Raw genomic sequence first — 17,054 nt, 5'->3', positions numbered from 1 at the left:
TTTAAAGGGTAAGTGTTTCACCTTCTTTTGGAATTATGATTCGGTGTTTTATTTCGCTGTGTTGTGTGTTGATGTAAGATTGTAATTCTTTTTTTGTTAATCCACAGTGATTAATAGCGTCCATATGTATTGGGATTATTTTAGTTTTAGGGATTATTTTTGAAATATTTATAAGTTCTTCTTTAGTAAATGTCATATGCATTCCAGGAGTTAACACTGGATTTGGTTTTGAAAAAGTACAAGCTCCTGTGTTAGCTATTATATAGTGAGGAGTTGTATTTTCCAATATATTCTCTAATTTTTTATCTAAAATACTATCTCCGCTTATAAAAATTTTTTGTTTTTTAAATTCGATTAAGAAAGCCGATGATTCACCAAAAGGAGGTAGCCCTGTAGCCCCTTCATGATGTTGTACTTTGAAACGTTGCATTTTAATTCCTTGCCACTGTAAAGAGTTTTGGATAGAAGAAATATTTGTAAATCCTTTTTGTTGTAGTTTTTCTTTATCGTAGGGTTGGCAAAATATTTTCATATTTTTAGGAATTGTGTTTTCAGCTACACTATCAAAATGATCAGGGTGATAATGTGTTAAAAGAATAGCATCAGTATTTTTAAGTATTTTTTCTTTTGAGATAGGTAAATTATTAAGAGGGTTTCTTTTATTGTTAGAAAATGGAATAGGAGCTAGAACTCCTTTTTGGGCAAAAACAGGGTCAATTATTATCTTTTTTGTGCTAATTTCGAGTATTGATGTGGCTTGCCTAATATAATGTAGTTTTGTCTTTTGTTCATAGTTGTTATTTTTGAATTGCAGCAATGATGTATTGCATGATAAATTGAAAAATACTATGCATAGTAATAGAGTGGATGTTTTTTTCATTTTATAAATGTGTTTTCTAATATTATAAAGCGAATTTATTATGTGATTTCTTAAAAAACAATACGTTACGTTTTGGTGCGTAACGAACTATTAGGTTAGTTTTTTGTTTATAACTATTTTAAAGAGGAAAAAAAATGAAAAAAATAGTAGCATATTGCCCTTTGAGTAATGCCGTAAAAGTTTTTAGTGGAAAATGGAAGCTTTTTATTATTGTAAGACTCATTGATGGTCCATTAAGGTATGGACAGATTAAAGTAGATTGCGAAAATATTTCAGAAAAAATGTTAACTAATCAATTGAAAGAATTAGAGGAGGATGGTATTGTTAATAGAAAGGTTTATGCAGAAGTACCTCCCAAAGTAGTATATTCATTAACACCATTAGGGAAGGAACTATTAGAAGCTTTAGTTCCTTTGTATGATTGGGGAATTAAGAATTTAGATAATAAAGAGGTTCCTTTTATTTTGAATAATTAATTTTAATATAGTCTAGTGTAAGCCGTTTTTTAGATTGAGTAATTTAAAATCATCGGATTGGGTTTCTAAAAAGTGAATGGCTTGTAGACTCCTGATTCCTGATTTGCAGTAAACCACGATTGGTTTTTGTGTGTTTATTTCATTATAACGAGCTGGGAGTTCTCCTAATGGAATGTGTAAGCCACCAATATGTTGTTCTTCTCGTTCCCAATTTTCTCTTACGTCTAATAGTTGGTATTTGTCAATATTGTTTTGGAGTTCTTCTTGTGTAATTTCATTAGAAGTGGTTTTTATGCCACAAAAGAAATCGTAATCGTTATCTAATTCTGTAATATTTGCTTGTGCCGTTTTTTCAAATTTTAATAGCATTTGACGCATACTTAACGTATCGTACATTAATAGTTTATTTGCTAAAACTTCTCCAATTCCGCATATTATTTTAATGGTTTCATTGGCTTGTAAGCTTCCAATAATACCAGGTAATACGCCTAAAACACCAATTTCTGAACAGTTTGGTGATTCATCGGGCTTGGGAGGAGTAGGGTATAGGCATCTGTAGGTAGCACTGCCTTGGTAATTAAAAACACTTACTTGTCCTTCAAACTTAAATATAGCTCCGTAAACTAAAGGTTTGTTGGTAATAACTGCTGCATCATTGGTTAGGTATCTGGTAGCAAAGTTATCACTTCCGTCTACAATGATGTCATATAGATTGAATAAGGAAATAGCATTTTGATTGGTTAGTTTTTCTTTATAGACGTTAAAATGAACAAATGGATTTAACTTAGCTAGTCTATTGGCTGCTATTTTTGCTTTAGATTTACCAATGTCATCTATGGTGTATAAAATTTGTCTTTGTAAGTTACTTTGATCAATAACATCGTCATCAATAATTCCAATAGTGCCTACACCTGCTGCTGTTAAGTATTGTAAGATTGGGCAGCCTAATCCACCAGCTCCTATTACTAATACTTTTGCTTGTTTTAATTTCAATTGTCCTTCTTTTCCTATGGTGTCTAGGATAATATGACGGTTGTATTGTTTTTGTTCTTCTAGTGTTAGCATTATAGAAGTAATTAAATTTTATGTTGTTAATTTATTATTGTCTTTTTCAAACTATGTAACTAAACTTCAAAAGTTAGTATCTTTATTAACTTTTCTGTTCATTTTCTTTGCATGCCCAAAGAAAACGAACCAAAAGAAAGGGCACTTTTTCAATGTATTTTTTAGCATTTGCTAAAAACCGAATTTAACTCCTAAAATCTTTCCAAGGTTTCAAGATTTTTTAACGGAATTAAATTCTATACTGCGAAAAAGACTTGAAAAGCGCTGCTTTTAATCGCTTTTACTTACCTTATTTTATAAATGGTTATAATCTTTCTATGATTGTTGAACATGTTTTAACCATTGCTTACCGTCCTTTTTGTGTTGCTTAAGGTGCTTTTGTCATTGCTTACCGTCCTTTTTGTGTTGCTTAAGATGCTTTTGCTATTGCTTACCGTCCTTTTTGTGTTGCTTAAGGTGCTTTTGCTATTGCTTACCGTCCTTTTTGTGTTGCTTAAGGTGTTTTTGTCATTGCTTACCGTCTTTTTTGTGTTGCTTAAGGTGTTTTAGCAATTGCTTATCATCCTTTTTACGTTGCTTATGGTCTTTTTATTAATTAAAATGTTCCCAATCTTTCCAAACGACTTCTAAGCCTTGTTTTTTTAACATGGCTACAATTTCTTCTGTACTTCTTTCGTCTGAAATTTCAAATTGTTCTAATGATTGTGGTTCTACAGTGTAGCCTCCAGGGTTTGTTTTAGATTCTGCACTCATAGAAGTGGCTCCCAAATTAACAATATTATTTCTAAATACTTCACTTTCTCTGGTAGACATGGATAGTTCTACATCTTCATCTAATAGTCTGAATGCACAGATTAATTGCACAAGGTCAGCATCTGTCATTTCTACTTTAGGTTCTAATCCGCCAGAGTGTGGACGAAGTCTTGGAAAAGAAATGGAATATTTGGTTTTCCAATAGGTTTTTTGAAGATATCTTAGGTGTAAAGCGGTAAAAAAACTATCGGCTCTCCAGTCTTCTAAACCAAATAAAGCGCCTAGACCTATTTTGTGAATGCCTGCTCTACCAAGTCTGTCTGGTGTTTCCAATCGGTAATCAAAATTTGATTTCTTTCCTTTAGGATGGTGTTTTTTATATTCTTGTCTGTGGTAGGTTTCTTGATATACTAATACTGCATATAGTCCTTCTTCAATCAAGAGTTCGTATTCGTCTTGGTCTAATGGTTGTACTTCAATAGTAATGTTTGATACCTCAGATTTTATTAATTGAATGGCATTTTTTATATAATCGACTCCTACTGTTCGGTTGGCTTCTCCAGTGACTAATAGTATATGGTCGTATCCTTTTTGTTTTAGAAAGTTTACTTCTTTTAAGATTTCATCATCTGTAAGCGTTCTTCTTGGTATTTTGTTAGTTAGGCTAAAGCCACAGTATGTACATATGTTTTGGCACTCATTACTAAGGTACATTGGGGCGTACATTTGAATGGTGTTTCCAAATCGTTTTTTGGTTAACATACGACTCATTTGTGCCATTTGCTCTAAATAGGATTTTGCTGCTGGTGAAATGAGTGCTTTAAAATCTTCTAAGTTGCGTTTTTCCTTTGCTAAAGCTTGTTCTACGTCTGTACTGGTTTTGGTGAAAATACTGTGTAGGGTTTCATCCCAGTTGTAGGTGTTGAAGACTTGGGTGAAGGCTTTTGGCTTTTGGTTGTTAGCTGTTAGCCTTTGGCTTTTTGCCTTTGATTCTTGGCTTTTGGTTTCTTCTTTATTAGCTAACATAATTAATTCTTTAATTTTTTATATAATACATATAGCATTTTTCGAATAGCTATTATTTCTTTGTTTAATGTTATATGTTGTTGTTCTGATAAATAGTTATTAGCTTTTGAAAACTCTAATAAATACTCAACTTCTGCTGATGATCCGGATGCTATGTTTATAAATTGGGCAAATTCTTTTTCAGAATTTCTACTTGTTCCTTCTACAATGTTGGTAGGGATTGAAAGTGATGCTCTTCTTAACTGTGAAGTTATTCCGTACATTTCTTCTTTAGGAAAACTTTTTGTTTGGTTGTAAATTTCCAAAGCTAATTCATGTGATTTTTTCCAAACATCATATTTTTTATAGTCTCTCATTGCTATATTCTATATTAAAAATATGCTAATAGCTAAAGGCTAAAAGCCAACCTAATTATGATAAGAATGAGGTTAGTGGGCTACTGGCTTCGGCTTGTGTTTTAACTGGAGCAAGTTTTGCTTCATATGCCATTCTTCCTGCTTCTACTGCCATTTTAAATGCTTTTGCCATGGCTACTGGATTTTGTGAGACTGCGATTGCGGTGTTTACTAATACGGCATCTGCTCCTATTTCCATAGCGTGTGCTGCGTGTGATGGGGCTCCGATTCCTGCATCTACTATTACGGGAACATTGGATTGTTCTATAATGATTTCTAAAAATTCTAATGTTTTTAATCCTTTGTTACTGCCTATTGGGGCACCTAAAGGCATTACGCATTGTGTACCTACTTCTTCTAGTCGTTTGCATAATACTGGATCCGCATGGATATAAGGCATTACTATAAATCCTTTTTTTACCAGTTCTTCAGCAGCTTTTAAGGTTTCTATAGGATCGGGTAGTAGGTATCTTGGGTCTGGGTGAATTTCTAATTTTACCCAATTGGTTTCTAAAGCTTCTCTTGAGAGTTCAGCGGCAAAAACAGCTTCTTTAGCATTTCTAACTCCAGAGGTATTAGGTAATAGGTTAATTCTACTATGGTTTAAATGCGTAAGGATATCGTCTTCTTCATTCTGAACATCTACGCGTTTCAGTGCTACGGTTATCAATTCACTTTCGGAAGCTAATAGAGCTTCTTTCATTAGTGGTGAGGAACTGAATTTTCCTGTTCCTGTGAATAAACGTGAATTGAATGTTTTATCTGCTATGTTTAGTGGTGTGTGCATTGTTGTTGTGTTATTGGCATTGCCAAAGGGTATAATACCAATACCTTGAGCTTTGCCTTGTTGTTAAACTTATTTCCCTAGTTTGTATACTTGTTCATTAGTACTAGGTGCTTTTAAGAGTTGATGAAATGCTGTAATTACATTGAAGTTTTTGGTGATTTCTCCTGAAACAGCAATTCCATGAACTCCTGTTTGAATTATACTAGGAACATCTTTTAAGGTGATGCCTCCAATTGCTACAATAGGAATTTGTTGTTTTAATTCTTCAATGATTAATTTATATCCGTTTGTGCCTAATACAGGGCTTAAGTTTTTTTTCGTTTCAGTAAATTGGTAGGGACCTAAACCTATGTAATCTACTTTTTTATTGATTAGTATATTGCAGTCTTCCAAAGTGTTGGCTGTTCCTCCAATGGTGAATAGCTTACCAAGGTGTTTTCTAGCTTTTAAAGGACAGGTATCCGTTTTTCCTAAGTGTACTCCGTCTGCATTTATCTCTTTAGCAACTTGATAGTGGTCGTTTATAATTAATCGAGTTTGATAATGAGCTGTTATTTCTCTAGCTTCTTTAGCGGTTTCTAATAGTACTTTAGGAGCTACATCTTTTAATCTAAGTTGTACCCATTCTGCGCCAGCTGAACATGCTTTTTGTATGTTTTCTATATGGATACCTGGGGTTTCTCCTTGTGTTATGTAGTGTAGTTTACTTATCATTTTTTTATTTTAGTAGTTAAGGAGTTAGTAGGAGTTAAAATAGTTAAGTATTTAGTGTTTTTACTAGGAGTTAAGTAGTTAAGATTGTTCATGATGTTTTTATTAGTGATTATTTAGTTGTGTTATTAAGGATACTTCTGACATATGCGTTGAGCATTTTACTTACTTCCTCTATTAGTTTTTTCTCCTGAGTGATGTTGTCTACATAATTTAAGTCTTTTGATAGTATTAGAAAATAACGGCATTCTTCTAGTGATGCTTGTGATATGTTATAAAAGCGTAACTTTTCTTTATTGTTAATTCGCTTATAGCCTTCTGCTATGTTTGCTGTAATAGATATGGCTGCTCTTCTGAATTGTGAGGTTAGTCCATAAACTTCTTCTGTGGGGAAGTTTTTAGTGAGTTGGTATATTTTTAATACAAAAAGATGTCCTTTTTGCCAAACTAATAAGTCTTCAAATGTTGCTGTTTTTCCCATTTCTTTTATTTCATGACTTTATTGTTTGCATAGCTGTGTTCACCTAATAACGAATCGTTAGAGTTTAGAAATTGTTCTGTATAGCTTTTTACGTTTTTAAAAATATCTTCAAAACTAATTTCTTTGGCTATGTTGGCTGCTAATGCTGATGATAGTACACAACCGCTTCCGTGTTTTTCATGTACAGTACTGGCTATAGGTGGAATGTTTATTTTTACAATTTTGTTATGATAAACTTCATCCCAGCCTTTTTTATCTGTTCTATGTCCTCCTTTTAAATAAATATTGGTTCTCTCAGCAATAAAGTCTATTGTTTCCTCAATTGATTTTTTAGGAAAGAGGGCTTTTATTTCATCATAATTTGGGGTTAGGAAATAACAATTGTGCATTACTTTTTCAAAAACTTCTAAGTTATCTTTGGTATGAAAGTTAAAACCAGCACTTGCTTTTAAAATTGGGTCTATTATTATTTTAATAGTTGGATTTAGTGTTTTTAGTAATTGAGTAATTTCTAATAAGACTTCCCAAGATTGTATAATTCCTATTTTTACTACTGTTATTTCAAAGCGTTCAAAAAGTGTTTGGATTTGATGTAAGATAACTTTTGGATCTATCCATGTGCATTGTTTAAAATCAATGTCGTTTTGAACCGTAACAGCCGTACAAACTGCTAAACCATACAAACCATGTGCTTCAAATGTTTTAATATCTGAAGTCAACCCTGCTCCACTTGATGGGTCTATACCTGCTATGGTTAGTATGTGTTTCATTGTGTTTGTAATTTGTTACTAATTAATATACTTTTCAAATTGCTTTTTAATTTCCTTAAAACTTTCTATAGGATTTTCAGCATTCCAAATGCCTCCTAATACACCAATTCCGCTATAACCTAAAGCGAATACTTTAGGAATGCTTGTTGTGTTAACACCTCCCATACCGATTATTTTTTTATTGATTGTATTTACATCGAAGCCTTTTCCTTCATATCCCTTTTTAGAAATGGAAGAAAAAACAGGGCTTAATATATGATAATCAAAATCGGTTGTACAATTATTTAAAATTTCAGGATCATGAAAGGAACTGCTTACTGTATGGCTTTTGGCTTTTAGCTCTTGGCTTTTATTTTGAAAACTGTTTACGTACTCTTGTAGTTTACTACCTAAGTTTATTCTGGGCTGCTCTTGTAAATGAATGCCTTTCAAACCAAATTCTAAACATAATTCATGATGCTCATGAATCATGATGTTTTGATAGTACTTGGGATTTATTTTTTTTAACAGGTTTCTGTATCCTTCTATATCAAAAGTAGGTTTTCTTAAATGCAATATTTCTAAACCATTTTTAAATAGTTGATTTAAAAGTATAGCTTCATTTTTTATTTCTTGTTCTGATGTTAGTACGATTAACATGTATTCAGTTATCAGTAGTTCAGTTGACGGTTTGTCTCTTGTTTGTCACTAAATAGTGTTGACTGTTTTAATTATGAATTACGAATTTGTGTTATTCATAATGTAACTCGTTGCACATTCAAGAACTTTACAATAAAGAACACGTTAGTTCGAGTGCTTTTTGGGAAGAAAAAGTGTATCGAGAACTATTTACTTCTCGATACATTTTTAATTCCGTTATCACTTCATAAAAACATTCGAAGTGACAGCATTGTAGCTTAAGTACACAACGGGTTAAATTACTATAAATATACTTCTGAACCTTTGTCTTTAAATTCTTTTGATTTTTCTTCCATTCCTTTAGCAAACACTTCGTTTCCTTCAATTTTATTGGCTGCTGCAAAATCACGTACTTCTTGTGATATTTTCATTGAACAGAATTTTGGCCCACACATAGAGCAGAAGTGTGCAATTTTAGCCCCTTCAGCAGGTAAAGTTTCATCATGATATTCACGAGCTAATTCCGGGTCTAAACCTAAATTAAACTGATCTTCCCAACGGAATTCAAAACGAGCTTTACTTAAGGCGTCATCTCTATGTTGTGCTCCCGGATGTCCTTTTGCTAAATCAGCGGCATGTGCTGCTAATTTATAGGTAACTACTCCTGTACGTACATCGTCTTTATTAGGTAATCCTAAATGTTCTTTTGGAGTTACATAGCATAACATAGCACAACCAAACCAACCAATCATTGCCGCTCCAATTCCTGAAGTAATGTGGTCATAACCTGGTGCAATGTCTGTGGTTAAAGGTCCTAATGTATAGAAAGGAGCTTCGCCACAAGCCTCTAATTGTTTGTCCATATTGGCTTTAATCATATGCATTGGGACGTGTCCTGGACCTTCTATGAAACATTGTACTTCGTGTTTCCAAGCTATTTTAGTTAATTCTCCTAAAGTTTCTAGTTCTGCAAATTGTGCTTCATCATTAGCATCAGCAATAGAACCCGGACGTAAACCATCTCCTAAAGAGAAAGCAACATCATAGGCTTTCATAATTTCACAGATTTCTTCAAAGTGTGTGTATAAGAAGCTTTCTTTATGATGTGCTAAACACCATTTAGCCATGATAGATCCACCACGAGATACAATTCCTGTAATACGTTTTGCTGTCATAGGTACATAGGCTAAACGTACTCCTGCATGAATGGTAAAGTAATCTACACCTTGTTCTGCTTGTTCAATTAAGGTGTCTCTAAAAATTTCCCAAGTTAAATCTTCTGCAACGCCGTTTACTTTTTCTAAAGCTTGGTAAATAGGTACGGTTCCTACGGGTACTGGTGAGTTACGGACAATCCACTCACGTGTTTCATGAATGTTTTTACCTGTAGATAAATCCATGATATTATCTGCTCCCCAACGTGCTGCCCAAACTGCTTTTTCTACTTCTTCTTCAATAGATGAGGTAGTGGCAGAGTTACCAATATTGGCGTTAATTTTAACTAAGAAGTTTCTACCTAAAATCATAGGTTCTGCTTCTGGGTGATTTATATTTGAAGGAATTACAGCGCGACCCCTTGCTACTTCTTCACGAACAAATTCTGGAGTGATTTTTTCAGGAATGCTAGCTCCAAAATCCTGCCCTGGATGTTGTTTTGATAAACGGGTCATTTCATCAATACGTTGGTTTTCACGAATGGCAACGTATTCCATTTCAGGGGTAATAATTCCTTTTTTAGCGTAGTGTAATTGGGTTACATTTTCTCCTTTTTTAGCGCGTAATGGTTTTTTAAGGTGGTTAAAACGTAAGTGATCTAAACTAGCATCATTTAATCGTTCATTACAGTATTCAGAGGTAAATGCATCTAATTGCTCTACATTATCTCTGTCTAAAATCCACTGTTGACGTATTCTTTCAAGCCCATTATGAATATTGATTTCTTTGTTTGGGTCTGTATATGGTCCAGAAGTATCGTATACGGTAACAGGTTCGTTTGGCGTTCTTTTTTTGGTCATAGAATCCACTGTGTCACTCAGTTCTATTTCACGCATGGCTACTTTAATTTGAGGGTGGATTTTTCCTGAGACGTATATTTTTTTTGAGTTTGGAAATGGATTTCTAGTAATTCCGTCTTGCTTTGGCGCAGTGTCTTTTTTCTTCATTATTTAAGGCTGTTAGTTTGTTGTTTTATTTTGTTATTGTTTTTTTAGTTTTTCTGTTCTCGATATACTGTTCTTCAACAGCGCAAGCTATTTTTATTCCGTTATCACTTCATAAAAGCACTCGAACCGACTTATGAGAAAAACGTATTCGTATTGTTATCCTCCTTGGGTTGACTTGATAATTAAAACGGTATCGTTGTTTTGTAGTTGCTGTGAGCTCCAGTTGTCTTTTTTTACAACACTTCCGTTAACGGCAATGGCAATACCATTGGTTTTAACTTGTAGGTTATTAATCAATCCTTCTAGTGTTGTGGTATCTGAAAACTCTTTTTGTGTGTCGTTTACTTTTATGGTTATCATGTTAACATGTTTAAAGTAAACTAAAGAAGAATATACTTGTGTAGTTTTACACCATATTACTACTTGTGTATTTATGGCTTTATTACTTTTCCCTACGCTGGTGTTAACCATTTCAGGTTCAAAGGATATTTCTCAAACTAGTTACCTAGCTACTCCTAAAGTTTACGTTGCAAATATAATTTTTTATTTGAGGTGTGCAATAGAAATGGTTTTTTATTTGATTGTAAGCATGATAGTGAAGGGTTTAATTTTTAGATGACTTGCATCGGGGGAGTTCATTTGTATGGTGACAAAGATATTTTAAATTATATAGAACATCATAAAGTAAAATACTTAGGACATAAACAAATTGAATAATGTTATTAGTAGGTATAAATAATTAAAGACTAAGCTAAAGATATAAAACAAATACTTACTTTCGTATGTGTTTAAAATTACAAAAGTGAAACAAACTACCAATACTATACTAATGGTTCGTCCAGCTAGTTTTAGAATGAACGAGCAAACCGCTGTAAACAATTATTATCAACAAAATTTAGGAACTATGTTGCCTGCTAGCATCAATGCGAAAGCACAAGAAGAGTTTGATGTATTTGTTGGTAAACTAAGAGCAGCTGGCGTTGTTGTGGTAGTAGTTGAAGACACTAAAGAACCCGATACACCAGATGCATTATTTCCGAATAACTGGATTTCTTTTCATGAGAATGGTGATGTTGCTGTATATCCGATGTTTGCAGAAAACAGACGTTTGGAAAGGAGAGAGGATGTGTTAGAAATTTTAGAAGAAAAAGGATTTGTTATAGAAAATGTGGTTGATTACTCAGAAGCGGAAGAGGAGGAAGTCTATTTAGAAGGAACAGGAAGTATGATTTTAGATAGGGCAAATAGAAAAGCCTATTGTGCTTTGTCGCCAAGAGCAGATGAGGAATTGTTTATCGAGTTTTGTGAAGATTTTGAATATACGCCTGTTGTTTTTACAGCCAATCAAACGGTTGCTAATGCTAGAGAAGCTATTTACCATACCAATGTAATGATGTGTGTTGCTGAAACTTTTGCAGTGGTTTGTTTGGATGCTATTGATGATAAGAAAGAGAAAAAAAATCTTATAAAGCATTTAAAGTCTGACGGAAAGGAAGTTATCGCAATTACAGAAAATCAAGTGGTGCAATTTGCAGGGAATATGTTACAAGTGGTTGGTGAGCATGAAGAGCGTTATTTGGTGATGAGTGCTTCTGCTTATAATTCGCTAACAGTAAGTCAACTAAAAGCTATAGAAAAGCATTGTGAAATAATTCATAGTTCTTTAGAAACTATTGAAACCTGTGGAGGAGGAAGTGCACGTTGTATGATGGCTGAGGTGTTTTTACCTAAAAATTAGTGTTTTCTTCTATTTTTAAATTTACTGTAAAAAAGGTTTGAAAATGCTGTTTTTAATCGCTTATAAATGTTTTTATAATAGGCTTAGTAATACATTGTTGCTATGAAGAAAAGATTAATTATTCTTTCAGATTTATGGGGAAAGCAAAATGCAAATTGGGTAAAAAATTACAAAGAGCTATTAGCGGATACATGCGATATTATTTTTTATGATTCATGTGAGCTAGCAGAGATAAATACTAGTGTTTATGAAGAAGAAAAGTTGCATACACAATTTGTAAATGGAGGAATTGAACTTGCCGTTAAAAACTTATTGAAACTAGAAGAAAGGAAACCTATTTCCATTTTAGCTTTTAGTGTTGGTGGAGTTATTGCTTGGAAGTACGCTTTAATTAATAAAAATGTAAATTATTTATGTTGTATATCATCTACTAGATTACGATATGAGGTTGCCAAACCAACATGTTATATAGATTTACTTTACGGAACAAAAGATACTTTTATACCCAATGAAAAATGGTTTGTTTTACTAGGTGTTTCTGTAAAAATGATAGATGGGTTTCATGAGGTTTATAAGGAAGTGAAAGCGATTAATTTGATTGTAGAAAATCTAAGAAAATACTTAAGTTAATAAGTTAATTAAGATATTATTTTATCTATTTTTTGATAGCCTATATACTAAAATAAACTATTTGTAGTTTACTTATTCATAAACTCATAAAAATATGAAACGATTAACAATACTAGCGGCAGTAGCAATTTTAGCAACTTCATGTGTTTCAAAAAAGAAATACGTTGCTTTAGAACAGAAGTACAATGATACTAAAGGGACTTTGCAAAAGACAGCTTTTGAAAAAAAGGAATTGGAAGCTAAGTTTGCTAAGATAGAGAAGAGGGTAGAAAATTATAATGAGAAAATTAATTCTTTAAAAGATTTAAACTCTGATTTAAAGAAAGAGAATGATGTAAAATTAGATATGGTTGGAAATACAGTGATATCTAATTCAATGAAGCAAAAAATGCGTGAGACATTGGCAAATGTTGATCCAGCAGCGTTAGCGGAAGCTAAAACGTTAAAGGATTCTATGAATGTTGCTATTTCTCATAGATTAAAGCAATCGGTTGATGTTTCTGATTTGGAAAATTCTGATGATGTAAATGTAGATATCGATAAAACAGTAGTAATGATTTCTGTTTCAGATAAAATGTTATTTAATACAGCAAGTTATCGAGTAAATAGAAATGCGCATAAAATTCTTAAAAAGTTAGCAGATATTATCAAGTCTGAACCAAGTATGGATGTAATGATTGAAGGTCATACGGATTCTAGAACGATTAGTAATAATGTTATTCAAGATAACTGGGATTTAAGTGTTAAAAGAGCGACTTCTATTGTACGTATTTTAGAGAAGAAATATGGAGTAGAAGCAAGTAGATTAATAGCGTCAGGAAGAGGGTCTTCTATGCCATTAGTTGATAACACTACTAGAGAAAATAGAGCAAGAAACAGAAGAACTAGAATAGTTATTTTACCTAATTTAGATAAGTTCTTTGGTTTATTGGCTAAAGAAGAGAAAATTACCCCTTAAATATAATTAGTAGAGAATAAGTTAATTAGTAGTTAAAGCCCTATGCAATAATGCATAGGGCTTTTAATTTTTTAGCATTTTATGCAATGGAAGTGTTGGTTACTTTGTAATTTTTATAATACTGCATTAAAATAAATGAACAGATTACAGAAGAAGCCACTCCTTCTATAGCTAAAGCAAAAACAATTAACGGTAAACTTAAGTTTTGTCCCCAAAAGGACGAATTTTCAAGTACGGTAATTAATCCGCTATCAATAAAACCTACATAAGTGATGAGTCCTACAATGGTAAGTCCAACAGCTAATGCAGAGGTTCCAATTCCAATAGAAAAATTATTAATGTATAATGATTCTTGGTTTGCTGTAATGTTTGTTTTTATAGCTTTGTTAATACCCCAAAGCACAAAAACAAAATTTAACAAACGTAATTCTGAAACATTATCCAGTCCTAAAATCTTCATGAGGAAAAAGAATCCAACAATACCTCCAAAAATAAGAAGCGCATTGTTTAAGATAATTTTACTTTTAGACATAAGGTTTATTTTAAATTATTAACCACTTAAAAATACGAAATATTAAAAACATAATCAATTGATTTTTAGGTGGGTGATTTTTGTTAGTCTATGAAGTTAAATTAAATGCCTGTAAAAAGTAAACAGCTCCATATAACATGAAGCTGTTTGAATTATTAGAAAATAGTATTTTTTATGACAAGGCCTCTTTTAAAATAGTGATTGGGTGTTTGGCAATTCGTTTTGTTCCGTCATAAATTTGATGACGACAGCTTGTGCCTGCTGCTGCTATTTCAGTAGTAGTACTACAGTTTCGTATTTTAGAAAATAAGGTGTCTTCTCCTACTTGCATACTTACTTTATAGTGTTCTTTTTCGTAACCAAAAGACCCTGCCATACCACAACAACCAGTATTCATAATGGTTACTTTATAGTTTTTAGGAATGTTTAAAATACTAAAAGAGGCATGCGTACTTGATAAAGCTTTTTGGTGACAATGTCCGTGAATTTTTAACTCTTTAGCGTTAGAAGTAAATAGGTTGGTGTCAATATTGTTGTTTTTATGCTCTTTTGCTAAAAACTCTTCTATAGTAAATGTGTTTTTAGCTATAGATTGCGCATTTAATTTATCATCAGCTAATCGGATATACTCATCTCTAAAAGTTAGTATAGCAGATGGTTCAATACCAATTAAAGGTGTTTCTTCGGTAATTAAATTTTTAAAAGTAGCCACATTTTTATTGGCTATTTCCTTAGCTTCTTTTAAGAAACCTTTTGATATGTAACTACGCCCACTTTCTTCGTGTTTTACGTTTTTTACTTCATATCCTAACTTTTCTAATACAAACACAGTGTCTTTCCCTATTTCTGTGTCGTAAAAATTTGTGAATTCATCGTTAAATAAATACACAGCTTTAGCACTCTTTTTAGGTGAATGTTTTTTTAACCAAGCATCTAAAGGTTGTTTAGATAGTTTTGGAACAGTACGTTCTGTAGCTACTCCCATTATTTTTTTAGCAATGAGAGTGTTGGTAAAAAAGTTGGTAAGTATTGGAATTTTACTTCCTAGTTTATTGTATTTAGCGTTGTTGGCAAATAACTTACTTCTAAAAGAATACCCATTTGTTTCTTGGTATTGGTATAGAAATTCGGCTTTCATAGAAGCAATATCTACATTACTAGGACATTCACTAGCGCAGGCTTTACAGCTTAAACATAGGTCTAAAACTTTTTTTAACTCTTTAGAATCAAATTTGTTTTTAGCAGTATTGTTGGTAAGTACTTCTCTCAAAGTATTTGCTCTAGCTCTTGTGGTTTCTGTTTCGTTACGAGTAGCACGGTAGCTAGGACATAAAGTACCTCCAGCTTCAGGAGATTTTCTACAATCACCAGAGCCATTACATTTTTCAGCTAGTTTTAAAATTCCTTCACTATCAGAAAAATCTTGAATGGTTTTAATTTCAGGTTCTTTTCTATCAATTTCATAACGTAAATTTTTATCCATCGCAAAGGCATCTGTAATTTTACCTTTGTTAAAAACATTATTAGGGTCAAAAGCCTTTTTTATACGTCTTAATAGTTGGTAGTTATTATCACCAATCATTAAAGGAATAAATTCCGCACGTACAATCCCGTCACCATGTTCACCGCTAAAAGAGCCTTTGTATTTTTTTACAAGTTCAGCTGTTTCTGTGGTAATTTTTCTAAATAAAACAACATCTTCTTGTTTTTTAAGATTTAGGATAGGGCGTAAATGTAATTCTCCAGCACCAGCATGTGCATAATAAACCGCATCCTGATTGTATTTGGTCATTATTTGTGTGAATTCCTCTATGTATTCAGGTAAATCTTCTAGTGCCACAGCTGTATCTTCAATACAGGCTACTGCTTTTTTATCACCTACTATATTGCCTAATAAACCTAAACCGGCTTTACGTAAATAGTGAACTTTACCAATGTCTTCTCCATATACTTTTGGGTGATGGTACCCAAAATTGTTTTGTTTTAAATCTTTAATTAATTCATCAGCTAAAGCTTCTGCTTCCTCTATAGTTTCAGCACTTACTTCTAACATTAAAACAGCTTCAGGATCACCTTGTAAAAAAAATCGGTTTTTTACTTGTTCACGGTTATTTTTTGTACAATCTAAAATAACCTTATCCATCAACTCACAAGTGTATAAATTGTGCTTCATAGCTGTAACCGTAGCTTTAAGGCTTTCATTTACACTGGTGAAATGTGGACAAACCATAATGCTTTTGCTAGGAGGTAAGTCGTCTAACTGTATCGTTATAGCTGTTGAAAAGACTAAGGTTCCTTCACTACCTGATAAAAATTTTGCTGGATTAATTACGGTTTCCGTTCCGCCAAATAAATCAGCATGTAAAAACTCATCTACCGCATATCCAGTATTTCTTCTATGAATACTTTCTTTAGGAAATTCTTTTTTTATTTCTTGTTGTATGTTTTCTTGAGAAAGTTCATTGTAAATAGCTTTGTATATTTTTCCTTCTAAAGAGTCTTCTAATCGTTTTTGTTTAAATTCTTGAGAAGAAACTTCTTTAAAAGTAACCTCACTACCATCACTTAACAAACCTTCTATTGCTAAAACTTTATCTCTAGTTACTCCATACCTAATAGAGGTACTACCAGAAGAATTATTACCTACCATACCACCAATCATACAGCGATTTGAAGTTGAGGTATTAGGGCCAAAGAATAAACCATAGGGTTTTAAAAAACGATTCAAGTCATCTCTAATAATTCCTGGCTCAACAGTAATGGTTTTGTTAGCTTCGTCAAAAGCTAATAAGTTGGTAAAATGTTTAGAAACATCTACCACAATCCCATCACCAACACATTGTCCTGCGAGAGAAGTTCCAGCTGTTCGTGGAATTAAGGTGGTGTTGTTTTTAGCAGCAAAAGAAATAAGTTGCTGAATGTCTTCTTTGTTTTTAGGAAAAGCAACTGCTAAAGGTATTTTACGATATACAGAAGCATCTGTAGCATAAATGTTTTTGTGCAAGTCATCAAATAATAACTCTCCAGTTAGTTGTTGTGCTAAAGTTGTAAGTTGTTCTTTTTGTATCATTT

17 protein-coding genes and 1 riboswitch are annotated in these 17,054 nt (G+C 32.7%); of the genes, 4 read left to right on the top strand and 13 right to left on the bottom strand.

Annotation, left to right across the window (positions count from 1 at the left end; translation table 11 throughout):
* Window position 1 precedes the first annotated feature (1 nt).
* Window positions 2-880 (bottom strand): MBL fold metallo-hydrolase, encoded by an 879-nt coding sequence (locus tag ABNT65_RS09755; protein ID WP_348747775.1) that lies wholly within the window; start codon window positions 878-880, stop codon window positions 2-4.
* 134 nt (window positions 881-1,014) lie between these two features.
* Here ABNT65_RS09755 and ABNT65_RS09750 point away from each other — a divergent pair, with 134 nt between their 5' ends.
* Entirely contained in the window at window positions 1,015-1,356 is a 342-nt protein-coding gene (locus ABNT65_RS09750; protein WP_348704378.1) for a helix-turn-helix domain-containing protein, read from the top strand.
* A 12-nt stretch (window positions 1,357-1,368) separates the two neighbouring features.
* Here the strand turns inward: ABNT65_RS09750 and moeB are convergent, their stop codons facing one another.
* From moeB to thiS, 10 genes are all read right to left on the bottom strand, one after another.
* The gene (gene moeB / locus ABNT65_RS09745; RefSeq protein ID WP_348704959.1) at window positions 1,369-2,424 is read right to left on the bottom strand and encodes a molybdopterin-synthase adenylyltransferase MoeB; all 1,056 of its coding nucleotides are present in this window, start codon (window positions 2,422-2,424) and stop codon (window positions 1,369-1,371) included.
* 588 nt (window positions 2,425-3,012) lie between these two features.
* The gene (thiH, locus tag ABNT65_RS09740; protein ID WP_348747774.1) at window positions 3,013-4,200 is read right to left on the bottom strand and encodes a 2-iminoacetate synthase ThiH; all 1,188 of its coding nucleotides are present in this window, start codon (window positions 4,198-4,200) and stop codon (window positions 3,013-3,015) included.
* Between the two features lie 2 nt (window positions 4,201-4,202).
* A complete protein-coding gene (locus ABNT65_RS09735; protein WP_348737985.1) occupies window positions 4,203-4,556 on the bottom strand; it encodes a four helix bundle protein in 354 nt (117 codons plus the stop codon).
* Window positions 4,557-4,611: 55 nt separating this feature from the next.
* Entirely contained in the window at window positions 4,612-5,382 is a 771-nt protein-coding gene (locus tag ABNT65_RS09730) for a thiazole synthase (protein ID WP_348737986.1), read from the bottom strand.
* A 69-nt stretch (window positions 5,383-5,451) separates the two neighbouring features.
* Window positions 5,452-6,096, bottom strand: a complete 645-nt coding sequence (gene thiE / locus ABNT65_RS09725) for a thiamine phosphate synthase (protein ID WP_348747773.1) — start codon at window positions 6,094-6,096, stop codon at window positions 5,452-5,454.
* Window positions 6,097-6,205: 109 nt separating this feature from the next.
* Complete coding sequence (locus ABNT65_RS09720) at window positions 6,206-6,574, bottom strand: four helix bundle protein (RefSeq protein WP_348747772.1); 369 nt, start codon at window positions 6,572-6,574, stop codon at window positions 6,206-6,208.
* Window positions 6,575-6,579: 5 nt separating this feature from the next.
* Window positions 6,580-7,344, bottom strand: a complete 765-nt coding sequence (locus ABNT65_RS09715; RefSeq protein WP_348747771.1) for a hydroxymethylpyrimidine/phosphomethylpyrimidine kinase — start codon at window positions 7,342-7,344, stop codon at window positions 6,580-6,582.
* A gap of 18 nt (window positions 7,345-7,362) precedes the next feature.
* The gene (locus ABNT65_RS09710; RefSeq protein ID WP_348747770.1) at window positions 7,363-7,983 is read right to left on the bottom strand and encodes a thiamine phosphate synthase; all 621 of its coding nucleotides are present in this window, start codon (window positions 7,981-7,983) and stop codon (window positions 7,363-7,365) included.
* A 281-nt stretch (window positions 7,984-8,264) separates the two neighbouring features.
* Entirely contained in the window at window positions 8,265-10,124 is a 1,860-nt protein-coding gene (thiC, locus tag ABNT65_RS09705) for a phosphomethylpyrimidine synthase ThiC (protein WP_348704386.1), read from the bottom strand.
* A gap of 156 nt (window positions 10,125-10,280) precedes the next feature.
* Entirely contained in the window at window positions 10,281-10,484 is a 204-nt protein-coding gene (gene thiS / locus ABNT65_RS09700; RefSeq protein ID WP_348704387.1) for a sulfur carrier protein ThiS, read from the bottom strand.
* Window positions 10,485-10,556: 72 nt separating this feature from the next.
* Window positions 10,557-10,651, bottom strand: a riboswitch (TPP riboswitch).
* 275 nt (window positions 10,652-10,926) lie between these two features.
* On the opposite strand from thiS, the gene ctlX reads away from it, so the two are divergent.
* From ctlX to ABNT65_RS09685, 3 genes are all read left to right on the top strand, one after another.
* Window positions 10,927-11,862, top strand: a complete 936-nt coding sequence (gene ctlX / locus ABNT65_RS09695; protein WP_348704388.1) for a citrulline utilization hydrolase CtlX — start codon at window positions 10,927-10,929, stop codon at window positions 11,860-11,862.
* Window positions 11,863-11,964: 102 nt separating this feature from the next.
* Window positions 11,965-12,492, top strand: coding sequence for an alpha/beta hydrolase (locus ABNT65_RS09690; RefSeq protein WP_348704389.1), 528 nt, complete (start codon window positions 11,965-11,967; stop codon window positions 12,490-12,492).
* A 94-nt stretch (window positions 12,493-12,586) separates the two neighbouring features.
* Complete coding sequence (locus ABNT65_RS09685) at window positions 12,587-13,450, top strand: flagellar motor protein MotB (protein WP_348704390.1); 864 nt, start codon at window positions 12,587-12,589, stop codon at window positions 13,448-13,450.
* A 79-nt stretch (window positions 13,451-13,529) separates the two neighbouring features.
* On the opposite strand, the gene ABNT65_RS09680 is transcribed toward ABNT65_RS09685, so the two are convergent.
* A complete protein-coding gene (locus ABNT65_RS09680; RefSeq protein ID WP_348704391.1) occupies window positions 13,530-13,982 on the bottom strand; it encodes a hypothetical protein in 453 nt (150 codons plus the stop codon).
* A 172-nt stretch (window positions 13,983-14,154) separates the two neighbouring features.
* Window positions 14,155-17,052, bottom strand: coding sequence for an FAD-binding and (Fe-S)-binding domain-containing protein (locus tag ABNT65_RS09675; RefSeq protein ID WP_348704392.1), 2,898 nt, complete (start codon window positions 17,050-17,052; stop codon window positions 14,155-14,157).
* Window positions 17,053-17,054: the final 2 nt, after the last annotated feature.

The organism is Tenacibaculum sp. 190524A02b (assembly GCF_964036645.1).
GTDB lineage: Bacteria > Bacteroidota > Bacteroidia > Flavobacteriales > Flavobacteriaceae > Polaribacter > Polaribacter vairaonense.
This window is presented reverse-complemented; position numbering and strand designations above follow the sequence as displayed.